This is a genomic window from Ruegeria sp. J8 (assembly GCF_056531925.1).
Window position 1 is genome coordinate 411,764 of record NZ_JBQFMR010000003.1, and the last position, 19,431, is coordinate 431,194.

22 protein-coding genes are annotated in these 19,431 nt (G+C 60.2%); 16 read left to right on the forward strand and 6 right to left on the reverse strand.

Annotated elements, in window-relative coordinates; translation table 11 throughout:
• Window positions 1-59: 59 nt before the first annotated feature.
• The 7 genes from ACR0L1_RS08685 to ACR0L1_RS08715 all read left to right on the forward strand — a co-directional run bounded on the left by ACR0L1_RS08685 (window position 60) and on the right by ACR0L1_RS08715 (window position 6,569).
• Window positions 60-1,763 (forward strand): acyl-CoA dehydrogenase family protein, encoded by a 1,704-nt coding sequence (locus tag ACR0L1_RS08685; protein ID WP_480858279.1) that lies wholly within the window; start codon window positions 60-62, stop codon window positions 1,761-1,763.
• Window positions 1,763-2,809 (forward strand): MBL fold metallo-hydrolase, encoded by a 1,047-nt coding sequence (locus ACR0L1_RS08690; RefSeq protein ID WP_480858281.1) that lies wholly within the window; start codon window positions 1,763-1,765, stop codon window positions 2,807-2,809. Before ACR0L1_RS08685 ends, ACR0L1_RS08690 begins: the two co-directional genes overlap by 1 nt.
• A gap of 4 nt (window positions 2,810-2,813) precedes the next feature.
• The gene (locus tag ACR0L1_RS08695; protein WP_480858283.1) at window positions 2,814-3,263 is read left to right on the forward strand and encodes a DUF6173 family protein; all 450 of its coding nucleotides are present in this window, start codon (window positions 2,814-2,816) and stop codon (window positions 3,261-3,263) included.
• Window positions 3,264-3,328: 65 nt separating this feature from the next.
• Complete coding sequence (locus ACR0L1_RS08700; RefSeq protein ID WP_480858285.1) at window positions 3,329-5,167, forward strand: glycerophosphodiester phosphodiesterase family protein; 1,839 nt, start codon at window positions 3,329-3,331, stop codon at window positions 5,165-5,167.
• Complete coding sequence (locus tag ACR0L1_RS08705) at window positions 5,154-5,714, forward strand: hypothetical protein (RefSeq protein WP_480858287.1); 561 nt, start codon at window positions 5,154-5,156, stop codon at window positions 5,712-5,714. Before ACR0L1_RS08700 ends, ACR0L1_RS08705 begins: the two co-directional genes overlap by 14 nt.
• A 66-nt stretch (window positions 5,715-5,780) precedes the next feature.
• Window positions 5,781-5,915, forward strand: coding sequence for an aa3-type cytochrome c oxidase subunit IV (locus ACR0L1_RS08710; protein WP_170772630.1), 135 nt, complete (start codon window positions 5,781-5,783; stop codon window positions 5,913-5,915).
• A 21-nt stretch (window positions 5,916-5,936) separates the two neighbouring features.
• Complete coding sequence (locus tag ACR0L1_RS08715; protein WP_480858288.1) at window positions 5,937-6,569, forward strand: hypothetical protein; 633 nt, start codon at window positions 5,937-5,939, stop codon at window positions 6,567-6,569.
• On the opposite strand, the gene ACR0L1_RS08720 is transcribed toward ACR0L1_RS08715, so the two are convergent.
• Entirely contained in the window at window positions 6,558-6,890 is a 333-nt protein-coding gene (locus ACR0L1_RS08720) for an AzlD domain-containing protein (protein ID WP_170772626.1), read from the reverse strand. The genes ACR0L1_RS08715 and ACR0L1_RS08720 overlap by 12 nt on opposite strands.
• Complete coding sequence (locus ACR0L1_RS08725; RefSeq protein ID WP_480858290.1) at window positions 6,887-7,597, reverse strand: AzlC family ABC transporter permease; 711 nt, start codon at window positions 7,595-7,597, stop codon at window positions 6,887-6,889. The genes ACR0L1_RS08720 and ACR0L1_RS08725 overlap by 4 nt, the downstream gene beginning before the upstream one ends.
• Window positions 7,598-7,646: 49 nt before the next feature.
• On the opposite strand from ACR0L1_RS08725, the gene ACR0L1_RS08730 reads away from it, so the two are divergent.
• The 5 genes from ACR0L1_RS08730 to ACR0L1_RS08750 are packed head-to-tail and all read left to right on the forward strand — an operon-like array spanning window position 7,647 to window position 11,480.
• Complete coding sequence (locus ACR0L1_RS08730; RefSeq protein ID WP_480858480.1) at window positions 7,647-8,534, forward strand: formate dehydrogenase accessory sulfurtransferase FdhD; 888 nt, start codon at window positions 7,647-7,649, stop codon at window positions 8,532-8,534.
• 3 nt (window positions 8,535-8,537) lie between these two features.
• The gene (locus tag ACR0L1_RS08735; protein ID WP_480858292.1) at window positions 8,538-9,089 is read left to right on the forward strand and encodes a YcxB family protein; all 552 of its coding nucleotides are present in this window, start codon (window positions 8,538-8,540) and stop codon (window positions 9,087-9,089) included.
• Entirely contained in the window at window positions 9,086-9,730 is a 645-nt protein-coding gene (mobA, locus tag ACR0L1_RS08740; protein WP_170772619.1) for a molybdenum cofactor guanylyltransferase MobA, read from the forward strand. Before ACR0L1_RS08735 ends, mobA begins: the two co-directional genes overlap by 4 nt.
• Window positions 9,727-10,218 carry a molybdopterin-guanine dinucleotide biosynthesis protein B gene (gene mobB, locus ACR0L1_RS08745; protein ID WP_170772617.1) on the forward strand — a complete coding sequence of 164 codons (492 nt, stop codon included), beginning with the start codon at window positions 9,727-9,729 and terminating at the stop codon, window positions 10,216-10,218. The genes mobA and mobB overlap by 4 nt, the downstream gene beginning before the upstream one ends.
• The gene (locus ACR0L1_RS08750; RefSeq protein WP_480504467.1) at window positions 10,215-11,480 is read left to right on the forward strand and encodes a molybdopterin-binding protein; all 1,266 of its coding nucleotides are present in this window, start codon (window positions 10,215-10,217) and stop codon (window positions 11,478-11,480) included. The genes mobB and ACR0L1_RS08750 overlap by 4 nt, the downstream gene beginning before the upstream one ends.
• Here ACR0L1_RS08750 and ACR0L1_RS08755 read toward each other — a convergent pair.
• The 3 genes from ACR0L1_RS08755 to ACR0L1_RS08765 form a co-directional block, all read right to left on the reverse strand.
• A complete protein-coding gene (locus tag ACR0L1_RS08755; RefSeq protein WP_170772613.1) occupies window positions 11,477-12,469 on the reverse strand; it encodes a hypothetical protein in 993 nt (330 codons plus the stop codon). The genes ACR0L1_RS08750 and ACR0L1_RS08755 overlap by 4 nt on opposite strands.
• 15 nt (window positions 12,470-12,484) lie before the next feature.
• Entirely contained in the window at window positions 12,485-12,955 is a 471-nt protein-coding gene (greA, locus tag ACR0L1_RS08760; RefSeq protein ID WP_170772611.1) for a transcription elongation factor GreA, read from the reverse strand.
• A gap of 139 nt (window positions 12,956-13,094) precedes the next feature.
• Window positions 13,095-13,475 (reverse strand): VOC family protein, encoded by a 381-nt coding sequence (locus ACR0L1_RS08765; RefSeq protein WP_170772609.1) that lies wholly within the window; start codon window positions 13,473-13,475, stop codon window positions 13,095-13,097.
• 86 nt (window positions 13,476-13,561) lie between these two features.
• Here ACR0L1_RS08765 and soxR point away from each other — a divergent pair, with 86 nt between their 5' ends.
• The 4 genes from soxR to ACR0L1_RS08785 all read left to right on the forward strand — a co-directional run bounded on the left by soxR (window position 13,562) and on the right by ACR0L1_RS08785 (window position 18,427).
• Window positions 13,562-14,017: a redox-sensitive transcriptional activator SoxR gene (gene soxR / locus ACR0L1_RS08770; RefSeq protein WP_170772607.1), complete on the forward strand. Its 456-nt coding sequence runs from the start codon at window positions 13,562-13,564 to the stop codon at window positions 14,015-14,017.
• 136 nt (window positions 14,018-14,153) lie between these two features.
• A complete protein-coding gene (locus ACR0L1_RS08775; protein WP_480504469.1) occupies window positions 14,154-15,800 on the forward strand; it encodes an electron transfer flavoprotein-ubiquinone oxidoreductase in 1,647 nt (548 codons plus the stop codon).
• 103 nt (window positions 15,801-15,903) lie between these two features.
• On the forward strand, window positions 15,904-17,616 hold the full coding sequence (locus ACR0L1_RS08780) for a tetratricopeptide repeat protein (RefSeq protein WP_480858296.1): 1,713 nt from the start codon (window positions 15,904-15,906) through the stop codon (window positions 17,614-17,616).
• Window positions 17,606-18,427: a 4-(cytidine 5'-diphospho)-2-C-methyl-D-erythritol kinase gene (locus ACR0L1_RS08785; protein ID WP_480504471.1), complete on the forward strand. Its 822-nt coding sequence runs from the start codon at window positions 17,606-17,608 to the stop codon at window positions 18,425-18,427. The genes ACR0L1_RS08780 and ACR0L1_RS08785 overlap by 11 nt, the downstream gene beginning before the upstream one ends.
• Here ACR0L1_RS08785 and ACR0L1_RS08790 read toward each other — a convergent pair.
• On the reverse strand, window positions 18,420-19,418 hold the full coding sequence (locus ACR0L1_RS08790) for a polyprenyl synthetase family protein (protein WP_480858298.1): 999 nt from the start codon (window positions 19,416-19,418) through the stop codon (window positions 18,420-18,422). The two genes, ACR0L1_RS08785 and ACR0L1_RS08790, sit on opposite strands and share 8 nt — an antisense overlap.
• Window positions 19,419-19,431: the final 13 nt, after the last annotated feature.

Here is a 19,431-nt window from a genome sequence, read left to right on the forward strand (position 1 = left end):
GGGTGCCGGGTTTTCCAACCCTGCCGTTTGAGACCCATTGAAAGCCCCGAGGTGAAGCCATGCCCTATCGCGCTCCCGTTTCCGACTATGAGTTCCTGTTCCGCCACGGCGTCGCGTTCGATCAGATCGCGGCGACGGACCGGTTTTCGGAAGCCAGCGAAGATGTGGTGAGCGCAATTCTGACCGAAGCGGGCAAGATGTGCGAAGAGGTTATGGCCCCGCTACAACGCCCCGGCGATCTGGAGCCCGCGCGCTTGGAAAACGGCGTTCTGCGCACCTCGCCGGGCTATGGCGACGGTTGGAAAGCAATTGCCGAAGGCGGCTGGATCGGGATGAGCGCTGACCCGGAATATGGTGGTATGGGCCTGCCGATGACCCTGACCACGGCTGTTAACGAGATGATGTCGGCCGCCTGTCTGTCGCTGCAACTTGCCCCTTTGATGACCCAGGGCCAAATCGAGGCGTTGGAACATCACGCCAGCGACAGCTTGAAAGAACTGTATCTGCCCAAGATGATCGCAGGTGAATGGTCGGGCACAATGAACCTGACCGAACCGCAGGCCGGTTCAGATGTGGGTGCTCTGACCTCCAAAGCCGAGCCCAACGGTGATGGCACCTATGCGGTTTCGGGCCAAAAGATTTATATCTCGTGGGGCGATAACGATTTTGCCGAGAACATTTGCCATCTGGTGCTGGCGCGTCTGCCCGACGGTGTGCCCGGAACCAAAGGGATTTCGCTGTTCCTGGTGCCCAAGTACCTGCCGGATGAGAATGGGAACCCCGGCGTGGCCAATGACCTGAAGGTGGTTTCTTTGGAGCATAAAATGGGTCTGCACGGCTCGCCGACCTGTGTAATGCAGTATGACGGGGCCACCGGTTGGCTGGTGGGCAAGGAACATGGCGGTATGGCCGCGATGTTCACCATGATGAACAACGCTCGTCTGGGTGTCGGCGGGCAGGGCGTGGGTGCGGCCGAAGGGGCCTATCAGCACGCACTGGCCTATGCGCAGGAACGTAAGCAGGGCAAGACCACCTCGGGCACCATCATCGACCATGCGGATGTGCGCCGGATGCTGATGGGTATGCGTGCCGATGTTTTTGCGGCGCGTGCAATCATGCTGGCCAACGCTGCGGCCATCGACATGGCCACAGCCACCGGGGATGCTGATTGGGTGGCGCGCGCAGCGCTGCTGACGCCAATCAGCAAGGTCTTTGGCACTGAAACCGGAATGCGGGTTTCGGAAACAGGGGTTCAGGTGCATGGCGGCATGGGCTTTATCGAGGAAACCGGCGCGGCGCAGTTCTATCGCGATGTGCGCGTGACCGCGATTTACGAAGGCACGAACGGCATTCAGGCGATGGACCTTGTCGCGCGCAAGATGATGGATGGCGGCGAGGCGGCGGGTCGCCTGCTGGACGAGATCGAAGATCACGCCGAAAAGGCCCGCGCAACCATGCCCGAACTTGCGGGCCCGGTTTGGGAAGCGACCGAAAGCTTGCGTGAAACCACCGAATGGCTGGTTTCGCAGAGCGATATGAACACCCGTTTTGCCGGTGCGGTGCCCTATCTTCATGCGTTTGCGCGCGTGTTGGGCGGACATTTTCACCTCAAGGCGGCGCTGGCTGCGGCCGATGGACCTCGGTTCAAGCTGGCGCGTTATTATATCAACGCGCTGCTGCCTGAATGTGCCGGTTTGTTGGCGCAGGCGCAGAATGGCGCTGACGACATCTACGCAATGGACGTAGATGAACTGGTGGCCTGATGGATGGAGATACCGCGCTGACGATCCGCTATCCTTGGCCCGAGCCTCCGGCACCAGGTGAAGCGATCGAGATTGCCAAAGGCGTGTTGTGGATGCGTCTGCCTCTGCCTATGGCGCTGGATCACGTCAATGTCTATGCGCTGGATGACGGCGATGGGTGGACGGTGATTGACACGGGGCTGTCCTCGAACAAGACCCGGCGCATCTGGACCGGCCTGATGGCCGGTCCGTTGGCTGGCAAGCCAGTCAAACGGGTGGTCGTCACACATCACCATCCTGATCACGTAGGCAACGCCGGTTGGTTTCAGTCCGAACACGGGGCCGAACTGGTCACGACCCGCACCGCCTGGCTGTTTTCCCGAATGCTGCAACTGGACGTCCAGGAAACTTGGCCGAACGAGACGCTGGATTATTACCGCAGCGCCGGCATGGATTCGGATTTCCTGGCCAAACGAATGACCGAACGGCCCTTTAACTTCTGCGACACGGTCTATCCGATGCCACTGGGCTTTACCCGGATCAAGCAGGGCAGCGTGATCCGCATGGGTGGGCGCGACTGGGACGTGCATATAGGCAATGGCCACGCGCCCGAACATGCCACCTTCTGGAGCCGCGACGACAATCTGGTGATCACCGGGGATCAGATCCTCAGCTCGATCAGCCCCAATCTGGGGGTCTACGTCACCGAGCCGCTGGCAGACCCGGTGGCCGAATGGCTGGACGCGTGCGAGCGTTTGCAGGGCCTCGCGCAGCCCGATCATCTGGCGCTGGGCGGGCACAAACTGCCCTTTACCGGGCTGCCGCTGCGGATGAAGCAATTGATCAACAACCATCACAGCGCGCTGGAACGTCTGACCGATTTTCTGAACACGCCTAAAACCGCCGCCGAGTGCTTTCCGCCCCTGTTCAAACGAGAGATCGGCAACGGCGAATATGGGCTGGCGCTGGTCGAGTCAGTTGCACATCTGAACCATCTCTATCACATTGGAGCGGTGACCCGGACGCGGCGCGCAGACGGGGCGTGGGAGTTTCAGCGCAAAGGGTAAAACCATGGACAAGATCGATACCTCGGCCGAGGCGGCAGAATCCGCAGCCCTTCCCCGATGCTACGAGGTCCATGCCAATCCTGACGCTCAATCCGGGGCACAGGAGTTGCCCAACACGCTGCAGAAACCGGTCGAGACCAAAAGCCCCGCGCAATGGGCTTACGAGCGGTTGATCCTCTATATCCAGAATTTCGAAAAGACGCTGGATGCCGACCACGAAGTTGCCATGGGCTTTACCGGTGGCGACGCTGGCGTGATGCGGATCGAAGGGATGGGCTATTTCGACCCGGATATGATCACGTTTTATGGATCGGATGCGACGGGCGCGCGGACGCAACTGGTGCAACACGTCAGTCAGTTGAACGTGATGCTGCGCGCCCTACCCAAATCGGTCGAGGATAAACCGGCCAACCGGATCGGGTTCAGGCTGGCGGCTGATCTGGAAGATAGCTGATTACCTGACTTGCAATTCACGTTTGCGCAGCCTTGAATGAGTGCACCATTCAGGAGGGGCGCGGCATGACGACTTTCGTTGACGTTACAAATGCCTACAGGGGGGCATGGGCGCGATGGCACGTTTTTGTGCCGGTATACATCGCCGTACGGCTGCTGCTGGTGGCCCTGATTGCGCCCAGCGTGGCGATTGCGGTGAACTTGGCGGTCTCGCTGTCCGATCAGACCGCCCTGACCGATCAGGATATCGCGGCTTTCATCCTGTCTCCGGTCGGCTTCGTGGTCGCGATCGCAGTTCTCAGCATCTTTCTGCTGGCTGAAGTGTTGGTGTTTTCCGTCATGGCCGGATCACTGCGGATGGGGGAAAGCGACGCGTGGCGGGCGGGCAGTTCCGCGATCCGTTTGATCCTGTCGCGCTTGCCTGCGCTCTTTAGTTTTGCCGCGCGGTTTATTTTGCGGGTTTTGCTGTTGATTCTGCCTTTCGCGGCCGTCTCGGCCCTGATCGCGTGGTGGACGCTGACGGAATATGACATCAACTACTACCTGACCTTTCAGCCTCCGTCCTTCTGGATTGCGGTAGGGCTGATCGGGGCAGTTATGTTGGCGATGGCATGGGTGTTGATCCGCCGGCTGTCGGCCTGGGCGCTGGGTCTGCATCTGGTCCTGTTCGAAGGGGTTGCTCCGGCTAGCGCCTTTAACATCAGCGCCAACCGGATGGAGGGTAAACGCGGGCGGTTGAAAATTGAGCTGGCGATTTGGCTTGTCCTGCGCCTTGTCATTGCCGGTTTGATCGCAACCGTTGCAGGGCTTCTGTTCGATCTGGTTCCGTTGCAAGGAGCGGCGCATCTGCGGCTGGCACTGATCTATAGCCTGATCGTTGCGGGTCTGTGGTCGCTGGCCGGGCTGATCCTGGCGGCAACTGCACTGGGCGCTCTGGCCGTGTTGCTGGATGGGTTTTTCGAGATCAAGACCTCGGAACCGCCGCACCCAGAGCCGGGCAACCTGCGTGTGCCGCTTTTGGGCGCCGTCGGTGCGGCCGCTGTAGCGGTGCTGATCGGGCTATGGTTGGGGCAAGGCCTGCTTGAGAACATTCAGGCCCCAGACCGGGCCGAGGTTATTGGACACCGGGGCGCGGCGGCGTTGCGGCCCGAAAACACCATGGCTGCTGTTGAAAAAGCGATCGAAGATGGCGCGGATTGGGTTGAGATCGACGTGCAGGAATCGGCGGATGGCGTTGTAATCGTGGCCCATGACAGTGATTTCATGAAACTGGCCGGAGTGCCTACCAAGGTCTGGGATGCCACGATGGAAGACGTGGCCGAGATCGACATCGGCAGTTGGTTCGATCCTGAATACGCCGATGAACGCACCCCGACCCTGCGACAGGTTCTGGAGGCAGCCAAAGGCAGATCCAAGGTTATTATTGAGTTGAAATATTACGGCCACGACGTTGATCTGGAAAACCGCGTCGCCGCGCTGGTGGAAGAGTTCGACATGCAGGACGACATCGCCACCATGTCGCTTAAATACCCCGCCGTGCAAAAGATGAAAAAGCTGCGCCCAGATTGGCGCGCTGGTGTTCTGGCGGCGACTGCCGTCGGCGATCTGTCCGGGTTGGAGGGTGAATTTGTCGCCGTTAACGCAGCGATGGCAACGCCGGGATTGGTTCGTAGCGTTCAGGCGGCAGGCAAGGATATCTATGTCTGGACTGTAAACGATCCACTGCAAATGTCTGCCATGGCCTCAATGGGTGTGGACGGGTTAATCACCGATCGCCCCGCCATGGCAAATGAGGTCCTGCGCGTTCGTGCCGAGATGGGTCCGGCTGAACGCCTGCTGTTGTGGTTCGCCACCACCTTCGGAATGTCCGTCGATACCGAGACGATGCGCGATGAAAGCCCTTAAGTCAGCCATCCTTGTGGTATTGATGGCGGGACCTGCCGCAGCTCAGGACATCCTGCGCAATCTTGAAATGCCTGCCCACCGCGCGTTGATTTCAGTCGCGACCGGTGCTCCTCTGGCGCCATTTGAAACCGACGGCTGTTCTGGCGGTTTGTCATCAAGCTGGCGCTTCGTGGCCGAAACCTTTCCCAAGTTCCGCGCGCTCTATCGGGCGCATCCGCCGTGGGAATATTGCTGCGTGACCCATGACCGCGCATATCACAATGCAGGGGCCGGGCTTTTTGCTGAGGACAGCTATACCGCGCGCCTGTCTGCCGATGACACACTGCGCGCCTGCGTCAAGCAGCACGGCGCCGATCACGACCAAGAATATGCTGTTCTCTACGATATGACTCCCGACCAGATTCGCACCGCCCATTCGGTCACGGCCGAGGCGATGTATGCAGCGGTCCGGTTTGGGGGTGCGCCATGCTCGGGGCTGCCTTGGCGTTGGGGGTTTGGGTATCCGGGATGTTCGGTGTTTCCGTCTCTTGCACCTGCGCGCGAATGACGTGGTGACAGCCCTTGGATTTTCGATTATCCAACATTTCAAATACGCGAATTGGGAATCTTTCAGATGGCTGAACACAAGCACGGCGAAATGGACATCAAAGTTCAGGAAAAAACCTTTGACGGCTTTATCAAGGCCACCACCTGGTGCGTGGTTGCGATTGCCTTCCTGTGCCTCTTCTTGGCGGTTTTCGCCTCTTAAATTCAAGAATCGGGGTCGGTTGTGATCAGGATTTTTATGGCCTGCCTGCTGGCAGTGACAGTGGCCGGCTGCACCGGATCGCAACGCCCGCAAGCCGAGCAGGCCGAGATCGTGTCGCGAACTTATCGTGATCCCGGGCCGTCGACCCTGACCCTTTATACGATGATCAGCACCCGGACGGGTTCGGGTGCCCACACGTCGCTGATGATCAGTGGCAGTGAAAGGGTGATCTTTGACCCTGCGGGATCATTCCGGGCGGATGTGGTGCCGATCAAGGACGACGTCCTGTACGGCATCACCCCCAACGTGGAACGCGCTTATCGCAGCAGCCATGCGCGCGAAACGCATTATGCGCGCATCCAAACCGTCGAAGTGACCCCTCAGCAGGCCGAGATTGCCCTGCAGCTTGCCAAGCAGTCAGGGCCGGTTGCAGGTGCGTTTTGCGCCAATTCGACGGCTCAGTTACTGCAGCAGGTGCCGGGGTTCGAGCAGATCGAAACCACCTTTTATCCCGTCAAGCTGTCGGACCAATTTGCCCAGCTACCGGGTGTTCAAACCGCCGAGTACCGGGAAAACGACGACGCCGATCTGCAAACCGGTCTCGCCTTCAACAATGCGCGTTTGAACCAGTTGGAGGCTAGCTCAGCCCAATAGGTAGAGCAGTCCGTAAAGCGTTGCGGCCCCGCTGAAGATGGCTGCGATCACGTTCTTGGTGACAATCCCGACGGCCAGCGTGACCGCAGCGGCGGTCATTCTTGGGACATCTGGCTGCCCTTCGGTCGCGGTGGGCCAGACCACCAAGGGAGCGATCAGGGCCGGTACTATAGCCACCGCCGTGTAACGCAGGTGCCGCAGCAGCCATGCGGGCATCGGGCGGTCGCCAACGATGCCGATAAAAGTAAAGCGCAGGGCAAAGCTGCCCACGGCCAACCCGAGGATGATGATCCAGATGGTGGTCGTGTCGATGTGGGTCATGATTTCCTACGCTCCAGAAACAGCTCGGCCTGCGCACCTGCGATCATGCCCGCCGTGCCAGCAATCAACAGACCCAGATTAAAGGGCACAGCCACGGTCAACAGCGCGACCACGATGGCAACCAGAGCGGCGATTACATGCGCTAGCGTGCGCATCATCGGGCCGATCATGGCCAGAAAGGTGATCGGTAGCGCAAAGTCCAGCGCCCAGCTTTCGGGAATTTGCGTGCCCAGAACCGCCCCCAGATAGGTCGCCAACAACCACAACGGGGTCAGCGGCGTTGCGGTGCCAAAGAAATAGACCATGCGTTGCGGGATGGTCATGTTCGGCTCTTTTTCGAACCGCATGATCGAGCAGGCATAGGTCTGGTCCACCGTCAGATAAGCCGCACAGGCCCGCTGCCACAGCGGTGCCGCCCCCAGATACGGCGTCAGCGAGGCGGAATACATCGCAACCCGCAAGTTCACCGCCAAAGCCGAGGCCAGCACGATCGCAGTGGGTGTATTGTCCTGCAAAAGCTGCAAGGCGGTGAACTGGGCGGCCCCGGCAAAGACGGTGGCGGAAAAAGCCAGCGTTTGTACGACGTTCAGCCCGGCTTCGGTCGAAAAGACGCCGAACAGGGTACCAAAGGGGATCGCAACAAAGATGAACGGCGTCCCGTCGCGAAAACCCTTCCAGAAGTATGACTTGGATGTGGTGTCTGCCATGGCTAAATCCTATGGTGTTATCCGCAGCAGTAGCGGTCTTGGGAAAGGGTTGCAATTGGCCACCGAACAGAACCTGTCAGACTATCTCATTGCCCCTGATCCGGGCGCTGCCCGCCTGACCCGCGCGGTCGAGGGCGTGGACCAGAATGGTGAGGTCAGCCACATCTCGGTGGTCGAGGAACGCCCGCTGACCATTTTCCTCAACTCGCAGGAAATCGTGACGGCGATGACAATTGGTGATTATCCCGAATATCTGGCACTGGGCTTCCTGCGCAATCAGGGGATGCTGCTGGCCGATGATGACATCACCCGCGTTGACTATGACGACGATCTGGAAACCGTGGTCGTGCGGACCGCGCGTGAGACATCCTATGAGGACAAGCTCAAGAAAAAGACCCGCACCAGTGGCTGCGCAGTGGGCACGGTCTTTGGCGATATGATGGAGGGGCTCGAGGGTGTGCGCCTGCCACAGGTTCAGGTTCGGACCTCGTGGCTGTATGATTTGGCCGCCAAGATCAACCGCACGCCGTCATTGTACCTTGAAGCCGGGGCGATTCACGGCACGGTGCTGTGCCACGAAAGTCGCCCTCTGGTCTATATGGAAGACGTGGGTCGTCACAACGCGGTCGACAAAATCGCGGGCTGGATGCTGTCCGAGGGCGCGGTGGCCGAGGACAAGATCCTCTATACGACGGGCCGTCTGACCTCCGAGATGGTGATCAAAACGGCGATGATGGGCATCCCGGTGCTGGCGTCTCGATCCGGGTTTACGGCGTGGGGCGTCGAGATCGCACGCGAGGTCGGCCTGACCCTGATCGGTCGAATGCGCGGCCAGCGGTTCGTGTGCCTGGCGGGCGAGGACCGCCTGCTGCGCGACATCGACCCGGCCAGCGTGGCGGTTGAGGATAAGAAAAACAGGCGGAAGAGTGCGGAGTAGACATTGACTTACAAATATCACTTGTCAGAACAAATTGACGACAAGATCCTCGTTAGAGCCATGGGTAAGTGCAGGCAAAGTAACACCGGAAAAGGCGCTTACTGGGGCTACGTGGCATTGGATTCAATAAGAGGAATTTTGGCTGTTGTTGGCGGAATTGTTGTCGCTTTCATAGCGTTTCGTGCGCTTGGCGCTCTCCCTCTGACACAAGGTCTTTTTGCACCTGTATCCGGAGGGATAATTGGAGCTGGCGTGCTTTTTTTTGCGGAACGTTTTTCCAGAAGGCTGAAAGTCAGGCAGATGATGGCATCGCCGATTTACAACGGCGGAACTGACTTTACATTCACACCAGACGGTTTGGATATGCGGTCGCCCTATGTAACTTGGAATGTTTCTTGGCGTGCTGTTGAGAAAGTTATCGAAGATAAGGCTGGGTTCTTCTTTTACGCTGGTGCTTTCGTCTATGTGCTGCCCAAGAAACTTCTGAGCACAGGGGACGCTCAGAACTTCCTTGAAACGGTTGAAAACTGGCGTTTTGCGGTGAGGGCAGCTTGACCCGCCCCCTCGGCATCATCCTCGCAGGCGGTCTGGCCACCCGGATGGGCGGCGGTGACAAGGGCCTGTTGCAAATAGGCGGACAAAGCCTGCTTGGTCATGTGATCGACCGCTTGTCCCCGCAGGTGGACAGTCTGGCGCTGAACGCCAATGGCGATCCCGCGCGGTTTTCCGACCTGAACCTGCCGGTGATCGCGGACACGGTCGAAGGGTTCGCGGGCCCTCTGGCCGGTGTTCTGGCTGGGCTGGACTGGGCCGCCGAAGAAGGGGCCGATTGCATCGTCACCGCCGCTGCCGACACGCCATTTTTTCCGCGCGATCTGGTGGCCAGACTGGTAGACGCCGCCGAAGGGCAGACCCGTCCGCTTGTGCTGGCCACCACGCCGCGCGCGGGGGACGAGGCGCTGAAATCCGGCGGTGGCAAACGTGTCAACCGGCACCCGACCTTTGGCCTCTGGCCCGTTGCGCTGCGCGAAGATCTGCGGGCGGCGTTGCAGGACGGTTTGCGCAAAGTGGTGATCTGGACCGACCAGCATGACGGGCGCGAGGCGCTGTTCCCCGCCGACCCGTTCGATCCGTTCTTCAACGTCAACACGCCCGACGATCTTGCGCGGGCCGAACAACTGTTGGAGCAGGCATGAGGGTTTACGGCGTCACCGGCTGGAAAAACGCTGGCAAAACCGGGTTGATGGAGCGTTTGGTTGCCGAGATCACCGGGCGGGGGTTTTCTGTCTCGACCCTTAAGCATGCGCACCACAGCGTCGATGTGGATCAGCCCGGCACCGACAGCTATCGCCACCGAACGGCGGGCGCGTCCGAGGTGCTGCTGGCCTCGGGTCAGCGTCTCGCGATCATGCAAGAACTGCGCGGTGCGCCCGAGCCTTCGATGGCGGATCTGCTGGCCCGGCTGTCTCCGATCGATCTGGTGCTGATCGAAGGGTTCAAACGCGAGGATCACCCCAAGATTGAGGCCTTCCGGGCCGAGGCCGGGAACGCTCTGATGGCCCCTGGAAACCCGACGATCCGCGCCGTGGCCAGCGACACGCCGCTAAAGGTCGACCAACCGGTTTTTGACCTGAACGACACGGCGGCGATTGCCGATTTCATCCTGCAAGAGGTGGGGCTATGACCAAACCCGACATCACACCTCCGCCCTTGCGCAACGATTGTTTTGCCTTGCCTGCCGGGGTGAACTGGACCCCGGTCGAGGACGCGCTGTCCTTGCTGCGCGACCGGCTGACCGTGGTTGCGGGCGTGGAAACCCTGCCCTTGGCGCAGGCCACAGGGCGTATTCTGGCGCAGGAGGTTATCGCCCAACGTTCGAATCCGCCGCAGCCCAATACGGCGGTGGATGGCTATGGCTTTGCCGGGGCCGCGCCTGACGGGCCGCAAGTGATGCCGCTACATCCGGGGCGCGCGGCGGCTGGGATACCGTTTGACGGCTTGGTGCCCGCAGGCCATGCGCTGCGTGTGCTGACCGGGGCAGCGCTGCCTGCGGGCGTTGATACCGTCATTTTGGAAGAGGACGTGACCGTTCAGGACCGGCACATTGCATTTCACGGACCCCTGAAACGCGGCGCAAATACCCGCAAGGCAGGCGAGGATGTGGCTGAGGGCGACGCGGTTCTGCCCGCCGGACGTCGCCTGACCCCGGCCGATCTGGCGCTGTTGTCGGCCACCGGTCTGGCCGAGGTTCCGGTGCGCAAAGTGCTGCGCGTGGCGGTTCTGTCTACGGGGGATGAACTGGTCGAACCCGGTGAATCCGCCGGTCCGGGCCAGATTTACGATGCCAACCGTCCGATGCTGTTGTCCTTGTTGGAACGCATGGGGTTTGAGGCGGTCGATATGGGCCGGGTGCCCGACGACCGCGAGGCGTTGCGGACTTGTCTGAACCAAGCCGCTGAACGAGCGGATGTGATCTTGACCAGTGGCGGCGCGTCTGCCGGGGATGAGGACCATGTCTCGGCCCTGTTGCGGCAGGCAGGGGCGATACAGGAATGGCGGATTGCACTGAAACCGGGTCGGCCTCTGGCGCTTGGGATGTGGGACGGAACGCCTGTGTTCGGCCTGCCGGGAAACCCGGTGGCCGCGTTGGTTTGCACGTTGATCTTTGCACGTCCTGCCTTGGGTCTGTTGGCAGGCGAGGGTTGGCTGGAGCCGCAAGGATTCGACGTGCCCGCCGCCTTCGAGAAACGCAAGAAACCGGGCCGCCGCGAATACCTGCGCGCCCGTGTGCGCGATGGACGGGCCGAGGTCTTTGCATCCGAAGGATCAGGCCGGATCAGCGGGCTGAGTTGGGCAGAGGGCCTGGTCGAGATTGAGGATGGCGCGCGCCATATCCGACCGGGCGACCTCGTCCGGTTCATCCCCTATGGTAGTTTCGGTCTTTAATCGAAGGTCCCGGCAACCCGTCCCAACAGCATGAACGCCCGCGCGGTGCGCGTATCGCCCAAGGCCGTCAGATCAGCATCGCTGGCTTCGGGTTCAAACTCGATAATCATATGGTCGAACCGGCGCAGAAAGTGATGTGCAGCGTCCCGGAAAATCGGGTCTTGCTTCATCCGGGCCGAAGTCAGCGCCAGAGAGGAGCGGTCCCGGATGCCGCCCAAGGCCGCCACGGATCGGCCCCGCGCGCCTTGCGCAAATTGCCGCCAAATCTCGGGGCGCGCCATGTCGGGGCGCAGGTCATCCATGTAGATGCCTTCCTGACTAAGCAAGGTCAGAACATCCTGAGACGCCTGTACCAGTTGCGCCGCCTTGCGATCCTTCAGCGCCAGCCGCAGGGCGTTGAACCCTTCGGTATCTTCCTGGGTTTCCGGGAAATTCAGTGCGCGAATAAACACATCATTGCTGAGCGGGGGCGCGATATCTTCGGCCTGCGTACCCAGTTCCAGCGTGGTCTGATCCCCGTTTGCGTTGGGCGATTTCCCTCGCACCGGCTCAGTACGTTGGGTCGAGAATGTGGCCAGCGCGGTTTCGGTCTTCTTCGCGGTCTCAGCGATCTGGTCCAGCTTTTGCGTGACCGCAGGCTCATACCCGCTGGAGCTGCGCTGTTGCTGGGCGATGAACGTATTGCGCAACGCATCGATCGAGGTTTGCAGCCGCGTGCTTTCCTCGCGCATGATACGGCTGGCCCGCATCGCAGTCGCTGCAACCCAGATCATCGCAACGGGCATGAACACCGCCAGCAATGTCACCACAAAGCCGCCACCTTCGACCTTGTCGGGCAGCACCAGAAACACGACCGAAACGATCAGCCAGATCACGCTGAGCGCGATGGCCGCGATCTCGATCTCGGTCAGGGCAGGCAAGGCGGGCTTGTCATAGATACCCAGCGAAGTTGGCTGCTCGGCTTCCTGCTCTGTCGTGGGGTCGGACATGCGTGCGCTCCGGGGTCAGGCGTATTCGATAGTCAAGATCTCATACGAGCGCACGCCGCCGGGGGTGCGCACTTCGACGCTGTCGCCTTCATCCTTGCCGATCAGCGCGCGGGCGATAGGGGATTTGATGTTCAGCAGACCCGCTTCGATATTGGCCTCATACTCGCCCACGATCTGCCAGGTCTTTTCTTCGTCGGTATCTTCATCAACCAACGTGACCTTGGCGCCGAATTTCACAGCACCGGACAGCTTTGCCGGGTCGATCACGTCGGCCAGCGACAGGATGCCTTCAAGCTCTTTGATCCGGCCTTCGATAAAGCCCTGTTTTTCGCGGGCCGAGTGGTATTCGGCGTTTTCTTTCAGATCGCCCAACTCTCGGGCCGAGGCGATGGCCTCGATGATCGCAGGGCGCTCGACGGATTTGAGGTTTTTGAGCTCGGCTGCGAGCGCGGCATTGCCCGCAGGCGTCATTGGAATTTTTTCCATATTCTTGTCGTCCACGCGTAAAGTGATTAGCCCCGCCGCACGAAATAGGCGCCGGGGCGAATGAATGGGTCGTCAATTACCTGACCTAAATGGCGTGGAAAATGCAAGGGGGCTAAATCGCCCCGATGCGGATTACAGCCTAGGCGTAGCTGATCACCTCGAATTCGATGCCATTGTCATCGTCGAAATAGAATCGTTTGCCCGGTTCGTAATCCGCGTGGGATTTTGGCGTGAATCCGGCCTTGACGACTTTGGCCTCGGTTTCGTCGATATCTTCGACCAGAACACCCACATGGTTCAGCCCGCCCACGATGTCATAGCTGCTTTCGGACGACGGTTTCGGATCGCTGGGCGCATAAAGCGCCAGATAGGTGTGCGCGCTGCCAACATGGACGGTGTATCCTCCGGCAATGGCCGGACCCTCCCACCGGGTTTTCCAGCCAAAGACGTCGTGCATCCACTTGGCCGAAGCCTGCGGGTCGCGGACGGTAAAGTTGGTGTGTTCAAGCGTCGCCATCATGGGATCTCCTTTGCGAATTGAGGCTTGTCCCGACTCACCGTAATTTTTAAACCTAACTTTAGGTCAAGAGATTTATAGAGGTTGAAATGGCGGTATCCGAAGGACTGGCAATTGGAGCTTTGGCCCGGCGCACAGGATTAGCGGTGTCGGCCATTCGCTACTATGAGGCGCAGGGGCTGATCACACCGTGGCGCAATGCGGGCGGGCAAAGGCGCTATCAGCGTGCCGATATCCGGCGGTTAAGTTTTGTTATGATCGCCCAGCAATTCGGTCTGTCCCTGCCGGAAATTCGTCAGGTGCTGTCGGGCCTGCCCGGAAACCGCACTCCCACGCCGCAGGATTGGAAAGAGATCAGCGTCGGGCTGCGCGCGCACCTGGATCAGCGAATCGACACGTTGACCCGGCTGCGGGACAATCTGGATGGCTGCATCGGCTGTGGCTGTCTGAGCTTGCCCAAATGCGCGCTCTACAATCCCGATGACCGGGCAAAATCCAAAGGAAGCGGCCCCAGATACCTCATGGGGGACACTCCTGAGGGCTGAAGTGTCGAATAGCGGCATTGTTACGCCGTGTTTCGATTGACCTATGTCTTTCTCAGCATGTAATCAGCCGTGAAACAAAATTGCGCCAGCCAAGCTGAAACAGCGCCAATTCGGAAAGTTAGCTAAGGAGCCCACGATGGCCGATATTGAACGCGAAGCGATGGAATATGATGTGGTGATCGTGGGCGCAGGTCCTGCGGGCCTGTCGGCGGCCATCCGTCTGAAACAACTGGATGCCGATCTGAACGTCGTGGTGCTTGAGAAAGGCTCGGAAGTGGGCGCGCACATCCTGTCGGGCGCGGTGCTGGACCCGTGCGGCCTGGATGCCTTGATCCCGGACTGGAAAGAAAAGGGCGCGCCGCTGAACGTGCCGGTGCATGAAGACAATTTCTATATGCTGGGTGAAGCCGGTCAGATACGTATCCCAAACTTCCCCATGCCGCCGCTGATGAACAACCACGGTAACTACATCGTCTCGATGGGCAATGTCTGTCGCTGGATGGCCGAACAGGCCGAAGAGCTAGGCGTGGAAATCTTCCCTGGCATGGCCTGCTCGGAGCTGGTCTATGGTGAGAATGGCGAAGTCAAAGGCGTGGTCGCCGGTGTCTTCGGTCTGGAAGCGGATGGTTCCTATGGCCCCAACACCGAACCGGGGATGGAACTGCACGGCAAATACGTCTTCCTGTCGGAAGGCGTCCGTGGCTCGCTGTCCAAGGAAGTGATCGCCAAATACGACCTGCAAGCTGGGAAAGAGCCGCAGAAATACGGCGTCGGCATGAAAGAGATCTGGGAGATCGACCCGGCCAAGCACAAGGAAGGCACCGTGACCCACACCATGGGCTGGCCCTTGGGCAGCAATGCGGGTGGCGGATCGTTCATTTATCACCTGGAAAACAATCAGGTCTATGTCGGTTTTGTGGTGCACTTGAACTACAAAAACCCGCACCTGTATCCCTACATGGAGTTCCAGCGCTTCAAGCATCACCCGATGGTGGCCGAACTGCTGAAAGGCGGCAAGCGCGTGGCCTACGGTGCCCGTGCGATCACCGAGGGCGGCTATCAGTCGATGCCTAAGCTGGTGGCACCGGGCGTGGCGCTGCTGGGCTGTTCGGCGGGCATGGTCAACGTGCCGCGCATCAAGGGCAACCACAACGCGATGCTGTCGGGCAAGGCCGCAGCCGAGGCCGCCTTTGACGCCATCAAAGCCGACCGCTCGGGTGACGAACTGACCGCTTATGAGACCGACGTACGCGACGGCGCTATCGGTGCAGACCTGAAGAAGGTGCGCAACGTCAAACCGATCTGGTCGAAATGGGGCCTGACCGCATCGCTGATGCTGGGTGGTCTGGACATGTGGACCAATACGCTGGGCTTTTCGCTGTTCGGTACCGTGGGCCATGGCAAGAACGACGCCGAGGCGACTGAGGACGCCAGCAAACACAATCCCATCGACTATCCCAAACCCGATGGTGTGCTGTCTTTCGACCGTCTGACTAACGTCTCCTTCGCGGCCACCAACCACGAAGAAAGCCAACCCTGCCACCTGAAGCTGGCAGACCCGGCGATCCCAGTCAGCGTCAACCTGCCCAAGTTCGATGAACCGGCACAGCGCTACTGCCCGGCGGGTGTCTACGAAATGGTCGAAGACGAGAACGGCCCGCGATTCGTCATCAACTTCCAGAACTGTGTTCACTGCAAGACCTGCGATATCAAGGATCCCAGCCAGAACATCACCTGGACCACGCCGCAGGGCGGTGACGGGCCGAATTATCCCAACATGTAAGCAAAAAACAGGCAATGGCGGCGTCGTGAAGGCGTGGCCATTGCCTCTTTCCGACCGAAGCCCTAGCTTGTGTGGCAGTCAACAATAGCAAGGCAGGATTTCGGTGGCATCCCGTTTACGTCGCGCAGCACTGGCTGTGCTGTTTACTTCTACCTTTGCCATTCCGTCACTCGCAGACACGGGGTCCGGGGCGTATCTTGCCGGGCGTCAGGCAATTTTCCAAAGCGATTACGCGGCGGCCGAGCAGTATTATTCCGAAGCGCTGCAGGCTGATCCCGAAAATAACCAACTTCTTGAAAGCGTGGTCGTGGCCCGCTTGTCGCTGGGCGAGATCAAGCGTGCCCTGCCTGTCGCTGAGGCGATAGAGGAGCGTGGCATGCCTAGCCAGGCGGCGCGCATGGTGATCGCTGCCAATATGGTCGCAGATGGCGCGTTGGACGAATTCCTGGAGCGCGACCCGGAAACGCAGGGTGTTGGGCCGCTGGTCGATGGTCTGATGATGGGTTGGGCCCATATGGGTCAGGGCGCGATGACCAACGCGATGGAACAGTTCGACCGGGTCTCGACCCAGGAAGGCCTGCGCGAATTCGCGATGTACCACAAGGCACTGGCGCTGGCTTCAGTCGGGGACTTCGAAGGGGCCGAGGCGATCTTTTCGGCGGATAACGATGCGGTCGCGCGGTTCACCCGCCGTGCCGCGTTGGCCCGAACCGAAGTATTGTCGCAATTGGACCGCAACGAAGATGCGTTGCTTTTCCTCAGCACAGTGTTTGCCGCCGGAAGCGATCCGTCCATCGAAGGGTATGAGGCGCGATTGGCCGCGGGCGAGACCTTGCCATTTACCCATGTCCGTACCCCGAAGGATGGCATGGCCGAGGTGTTCTTTTCCGTCGGTGCCGCGCTTAGCAGCGAAGCCGCCCAAACCTATGTACTGCTATATGCGCAGGTCGCCGCGTTCCTGCGCACAGACCATGTCGACGCGATCTTGCTGACGGCTGAACTGTTGGATGCGTTGGAGCAATATGATCTGGCGGTTCAAGCTTATAGCCGGGTTCCCGCTGACAGCAGCGACTACCATGCCGCCGAACTGGGTCGGGCCGAGGTTCTAAGCCGGGCAGGCAAAACCGATGCCGCGGCCGAAGTGTTGCAATCCCTCGCCGCGCAAAGCCCGGATTTGCCCAGCGTGCATGTGGCATTGGCTGATTTGCAGCGGCGGCAAGAGGATTACGCTGAGGCCGTTCAGACATATGACAAGGCCATCGAACTGATCGAGGAAGGTGCGGGCAGCAATTGGTTCCTGCACTACGCCCGAGGCATCTCGCATGAGCGTCTCAAGCAATGGGATCAGGCCGAGGCCGACTTCCGCCGCGCGTTGGAACTGAACCCGGATCACCCGCAGGTGCTGAACTATCTGGGCTATTCGCTGGTCGAGCGGCAGGAAAAGCTGGATGAGGCGCTGGACATGATCGAACGCGCCGTGGCAGCCCGCCCGGACAGTGGCTATATCGTTGACAGCCTGGGCTGGGTTCTGTTCCGTCTAGGCCGCTATGACGAAGCCGTGGGCCATATGGAACGCGCGGTCGAGCTGATGCCGGTTGATCCGGTGGTCAACGACCATTTGGGCGATGTTTACTGGGCTGTTGGCCGCGCGCGCGAGGCTGAGTTCCAGTGGAAACGCGCCCTGTCCTTCATCGACCCCGAAGACACCGATGGTGAGGCTGACCCGGATCGCATACGCCGCAAGCTGGAAATCGGGCTGGACGCGGTTCTTGTCGAAGAAGGGGCCGAGCCGCTGAAGGTCGCCAATGAAGGCTGAGGCATTTGCCCCTGCCAAGATCAACCTGACCCTGCATGTGACTGGCCGCCGAGCGGATGGTTATCACCTGCTGGATTCGCTGGTGGTCTTTGCCGATGTGGGCGACAGCCTGCAGTTCACCCCGGGCAACGATTTGTCGATTGCTGTGACGGGTGAACACGCCGATGGCGTTCCCACGGACAACCGCAATCTGGTCTGGAAGGCCGCACAGGCAGCGGGCTGGACCGGGCATATCGACCTGAACAAGGTGCTGCCGCATGGAGGCGGCATTGGGGGCGGGTCCTCGGACGCGGCGGCGACGCTTCGGATGGCGGCAAAGCAGGGCAGGACAGTCTCGCCCGACGTGGCCTTGTCGCTGGGGGCCGATATCCCGGTCTGCGTCGCGGCTCAGGCCATGCGGATGCGGGGCATTGGGGGCGATCTGACACCCGCTTCGATGCCTTCTCTGCCAGCCCTGTTGGTTAACCCTTGCGTCGAAGTCCCCACCGGGCGCGTGTTCGCGGCATTGGAAAGCCGCGACAACCTGCCAATGCCCGCAGAGATCCCTGAATTTGAGACTGTCGAGCTCTGCGCCGATTGGTTGCGGGATCAACGCAACGACCTTGAACCGCCAACAACGGGCTTGGCTCCCGAAGTCGCCCGCGTTTTGGATGAACTTGATGGCACCAAAGGGGCCCTTATGGCCCGCATGTCAGGGTCGGGTTCGACCTGTTTTGCGCTTTACCCCACGATGAAAGACGCGCATTTCGCCGCTTATGAGATTGGCGCAGCCCATCCAAATTGGTGGTGCCGCGCGACTCAGCTTAATTGAGGCGCGAAACCACGTAGTCGGCCAAATCACGCAACAGCGTGCGGATCTCGTGGTCGGGCAGGGCGTCCAGCGATTCTTTGGCCTTGTTCGCCCAGCCAAAGGCATCCGCTCGCGTCGCTTCAAGCGTACTGTACTTGGCCATTAGGCCAAGGGCATGGTCCAGATCGCCCTCTTCCTGACGACCGCGCCCAATGGTGCGCTCCCAGAAGGCGTGTTCGTCGGGCGTGGCCTGTGCCACAGCTTTGATCACTGGCAGGGTCAGCTTACGCTCGCGGAAATCATCGCCCACATTCTTACCTGTGGCTGCGCTGTCGCCTTGGTAATCCAGCAGATCATCCGCAATCTGGAACGCAATCCCCAGCGCGTCGCCATAGTCATAAAGCGCCTTGACCTGTTCCTCGGTTGCGCCGGAAATTACGCCACCCACCTCGGTCGCGGCCGAGAACAGCGCCGCCGTCTTACCGCGCACAACCTGCAGGTAAATCGCCTCGGTCGTGCCCAGATCGGTCGCGGCGGTCATTTGCAGCACTTCGCCTTCGGCAATCGTGGCCGAGGCATTGGCCAGGATATCCAGGACCCGCAGCGATCCTGTCTCAACCATCAACTGAAAGCTGCGGGAGAACAGGTAATCACCGACCAGAACGCTGGATTTGTTGTCCCACAGAAGGTTCGCAGTAGGCCGCCCGCGCCGCTGGGCACTTTCGTCGACCACATCATCATGCAGCAGGGTTGCGGTGTGAATAAACTCGACCGTCGCGGCCAGACGCACGTGGTGATCTCCGGCATAACCAAACAGCCGCGCCGCCGCCAAGGTCAGCATCGGGCGCAGGCGTTTGCCGCCTGCTTCGACCAGATGCGCGGTGACTTCGGGAATGCGCGGCGCGTGTTCTGACGCCATGCGCGTGCGGATCAACTCATTGACCGCGCCCATCTCGCTCGTCAGGATTTCCGCCAAACGCTCATGCGGTTTTGTGACCGTGTCGATATTCATCACACCCTTGATA

Bases quoted from the DNA above. Each gene is read 5' to 3' on its own strand.
- ACR0L1_RS08685 (WP_480858279.1), top strand. From the start codon at position 60: ATGCCCTATCGCGCTCCCGTTTCCGACTATGAGTTCCTGTTCCGCCAC.
- ACR0L1_RS08690 (WP_480858281.1), top strand. From the start codon at position 1,763: ATGGATGGAGATACCGCGCTGACGATCCGCTATCCTTGGCCCGAGCCT.
- ACR0L1_RS08695 (WP_480858283.1), top strand. From the start codon at position 2,814: ATGGACAAGATCGATACCTCGGCCGAGGCGGCAGAATCCGCAGCCCTT.
- ACR0L1_RS08700 (WP_480858285.1), top strand. From the start codon at position 3,329: ATGACGACTTTCGTTGACGTTACAAATGCCTACAGGGGGGCATGGGCG.
- ACR0L1_RS08705 (WP_480858287.1), top strand. From the start codon at position 5,154: ATGAAAGCCCTTAAGTCAGCCATCCTTGTGGTATTGATGGCGGGACCT.
- ACR0L1_RS08710 (WP_170772630.1), top strand. From the start codon at position 5,781: ATGGCTGAACACAAGCACGGCGAAATGGACATCAAAGTTCAGGAAAAA.
- ACR0L1_RS08720 (WP_170772626.1), bottom strand. From the start codon at position 6,890: ATGACCCACATCGACACGACCACCATCTGGATCATCATCCTCGGGTTG.
- ACR0L1_RS08725 (WP_480858290.1), bottom strand. From the start codon at position 7,597: ATGGCAGACACCACATCCAAGTCATACTTCTGGAAGGGTTTTCGCGAC.
- mobB (WP_170772617.1), top strand. From the start codon at position 9,727: ATGAGGGTTTACGGCGTCACCGGCTGGAAAAACGCTGGCAAAACCGGG.
- ACR0L1_RS08750 (WP_480504467.1), top strand. From the start codon at position 10,215: ATGACCAAACCCGACATCACACCTCCGCCCTTGCGCAACGATTGTTTT.
- ACR0L1_RS08755 (WP_170772613.1), bottom strand. From the start codon at position 12,469: ATGTCCGACCCCACGACAGAGCAGGAAGCCGAGCAGCCAACTTCGCTG.
- greA (WP_170772611.1), bottom strand. From the start codon at position 12,955: ATGGAAAAAATTCCAATGACGCCTGCGGGCAATGCCGCGCTCGCAGCC.
- ACR0L1_RS08765 (WP_170772609.1), bottom strand. From the start codon at position 13,475: ATGATGGCGACGCTTGAACACACCAACTTTACCGTCCGCGACCCGCAG.
- soxR (WP_170772607.1), top strand. From the start codon at position 13,562: ATGGCGGTATCCGAAGGACTGGCAATTGGAGCTTTGGCCCGGCGCACA.
- ACR0L1_RS08775 (WP_480504469.1), top strand. From the start codon at position 14,154: ATGGCCGATATTGAACGCGAAGCGATGGAATATGATGTGGTGATCGTG.
- ACR0L1_RS08785 (WP_480504471.1), top strand. From the start codon at position 17,606: ATGAAGGCTGAGGCATTTGCCCCTGCCAAGATCAACCTGACCCTGCAT.
- ACR0L1_RS08790 (WP_480858298.1), bottom strand. From the start codon at position 19,418: ATGAATATCGACACGGTCACAAAACCGCATGAGCGTTTGGCGGAAATC.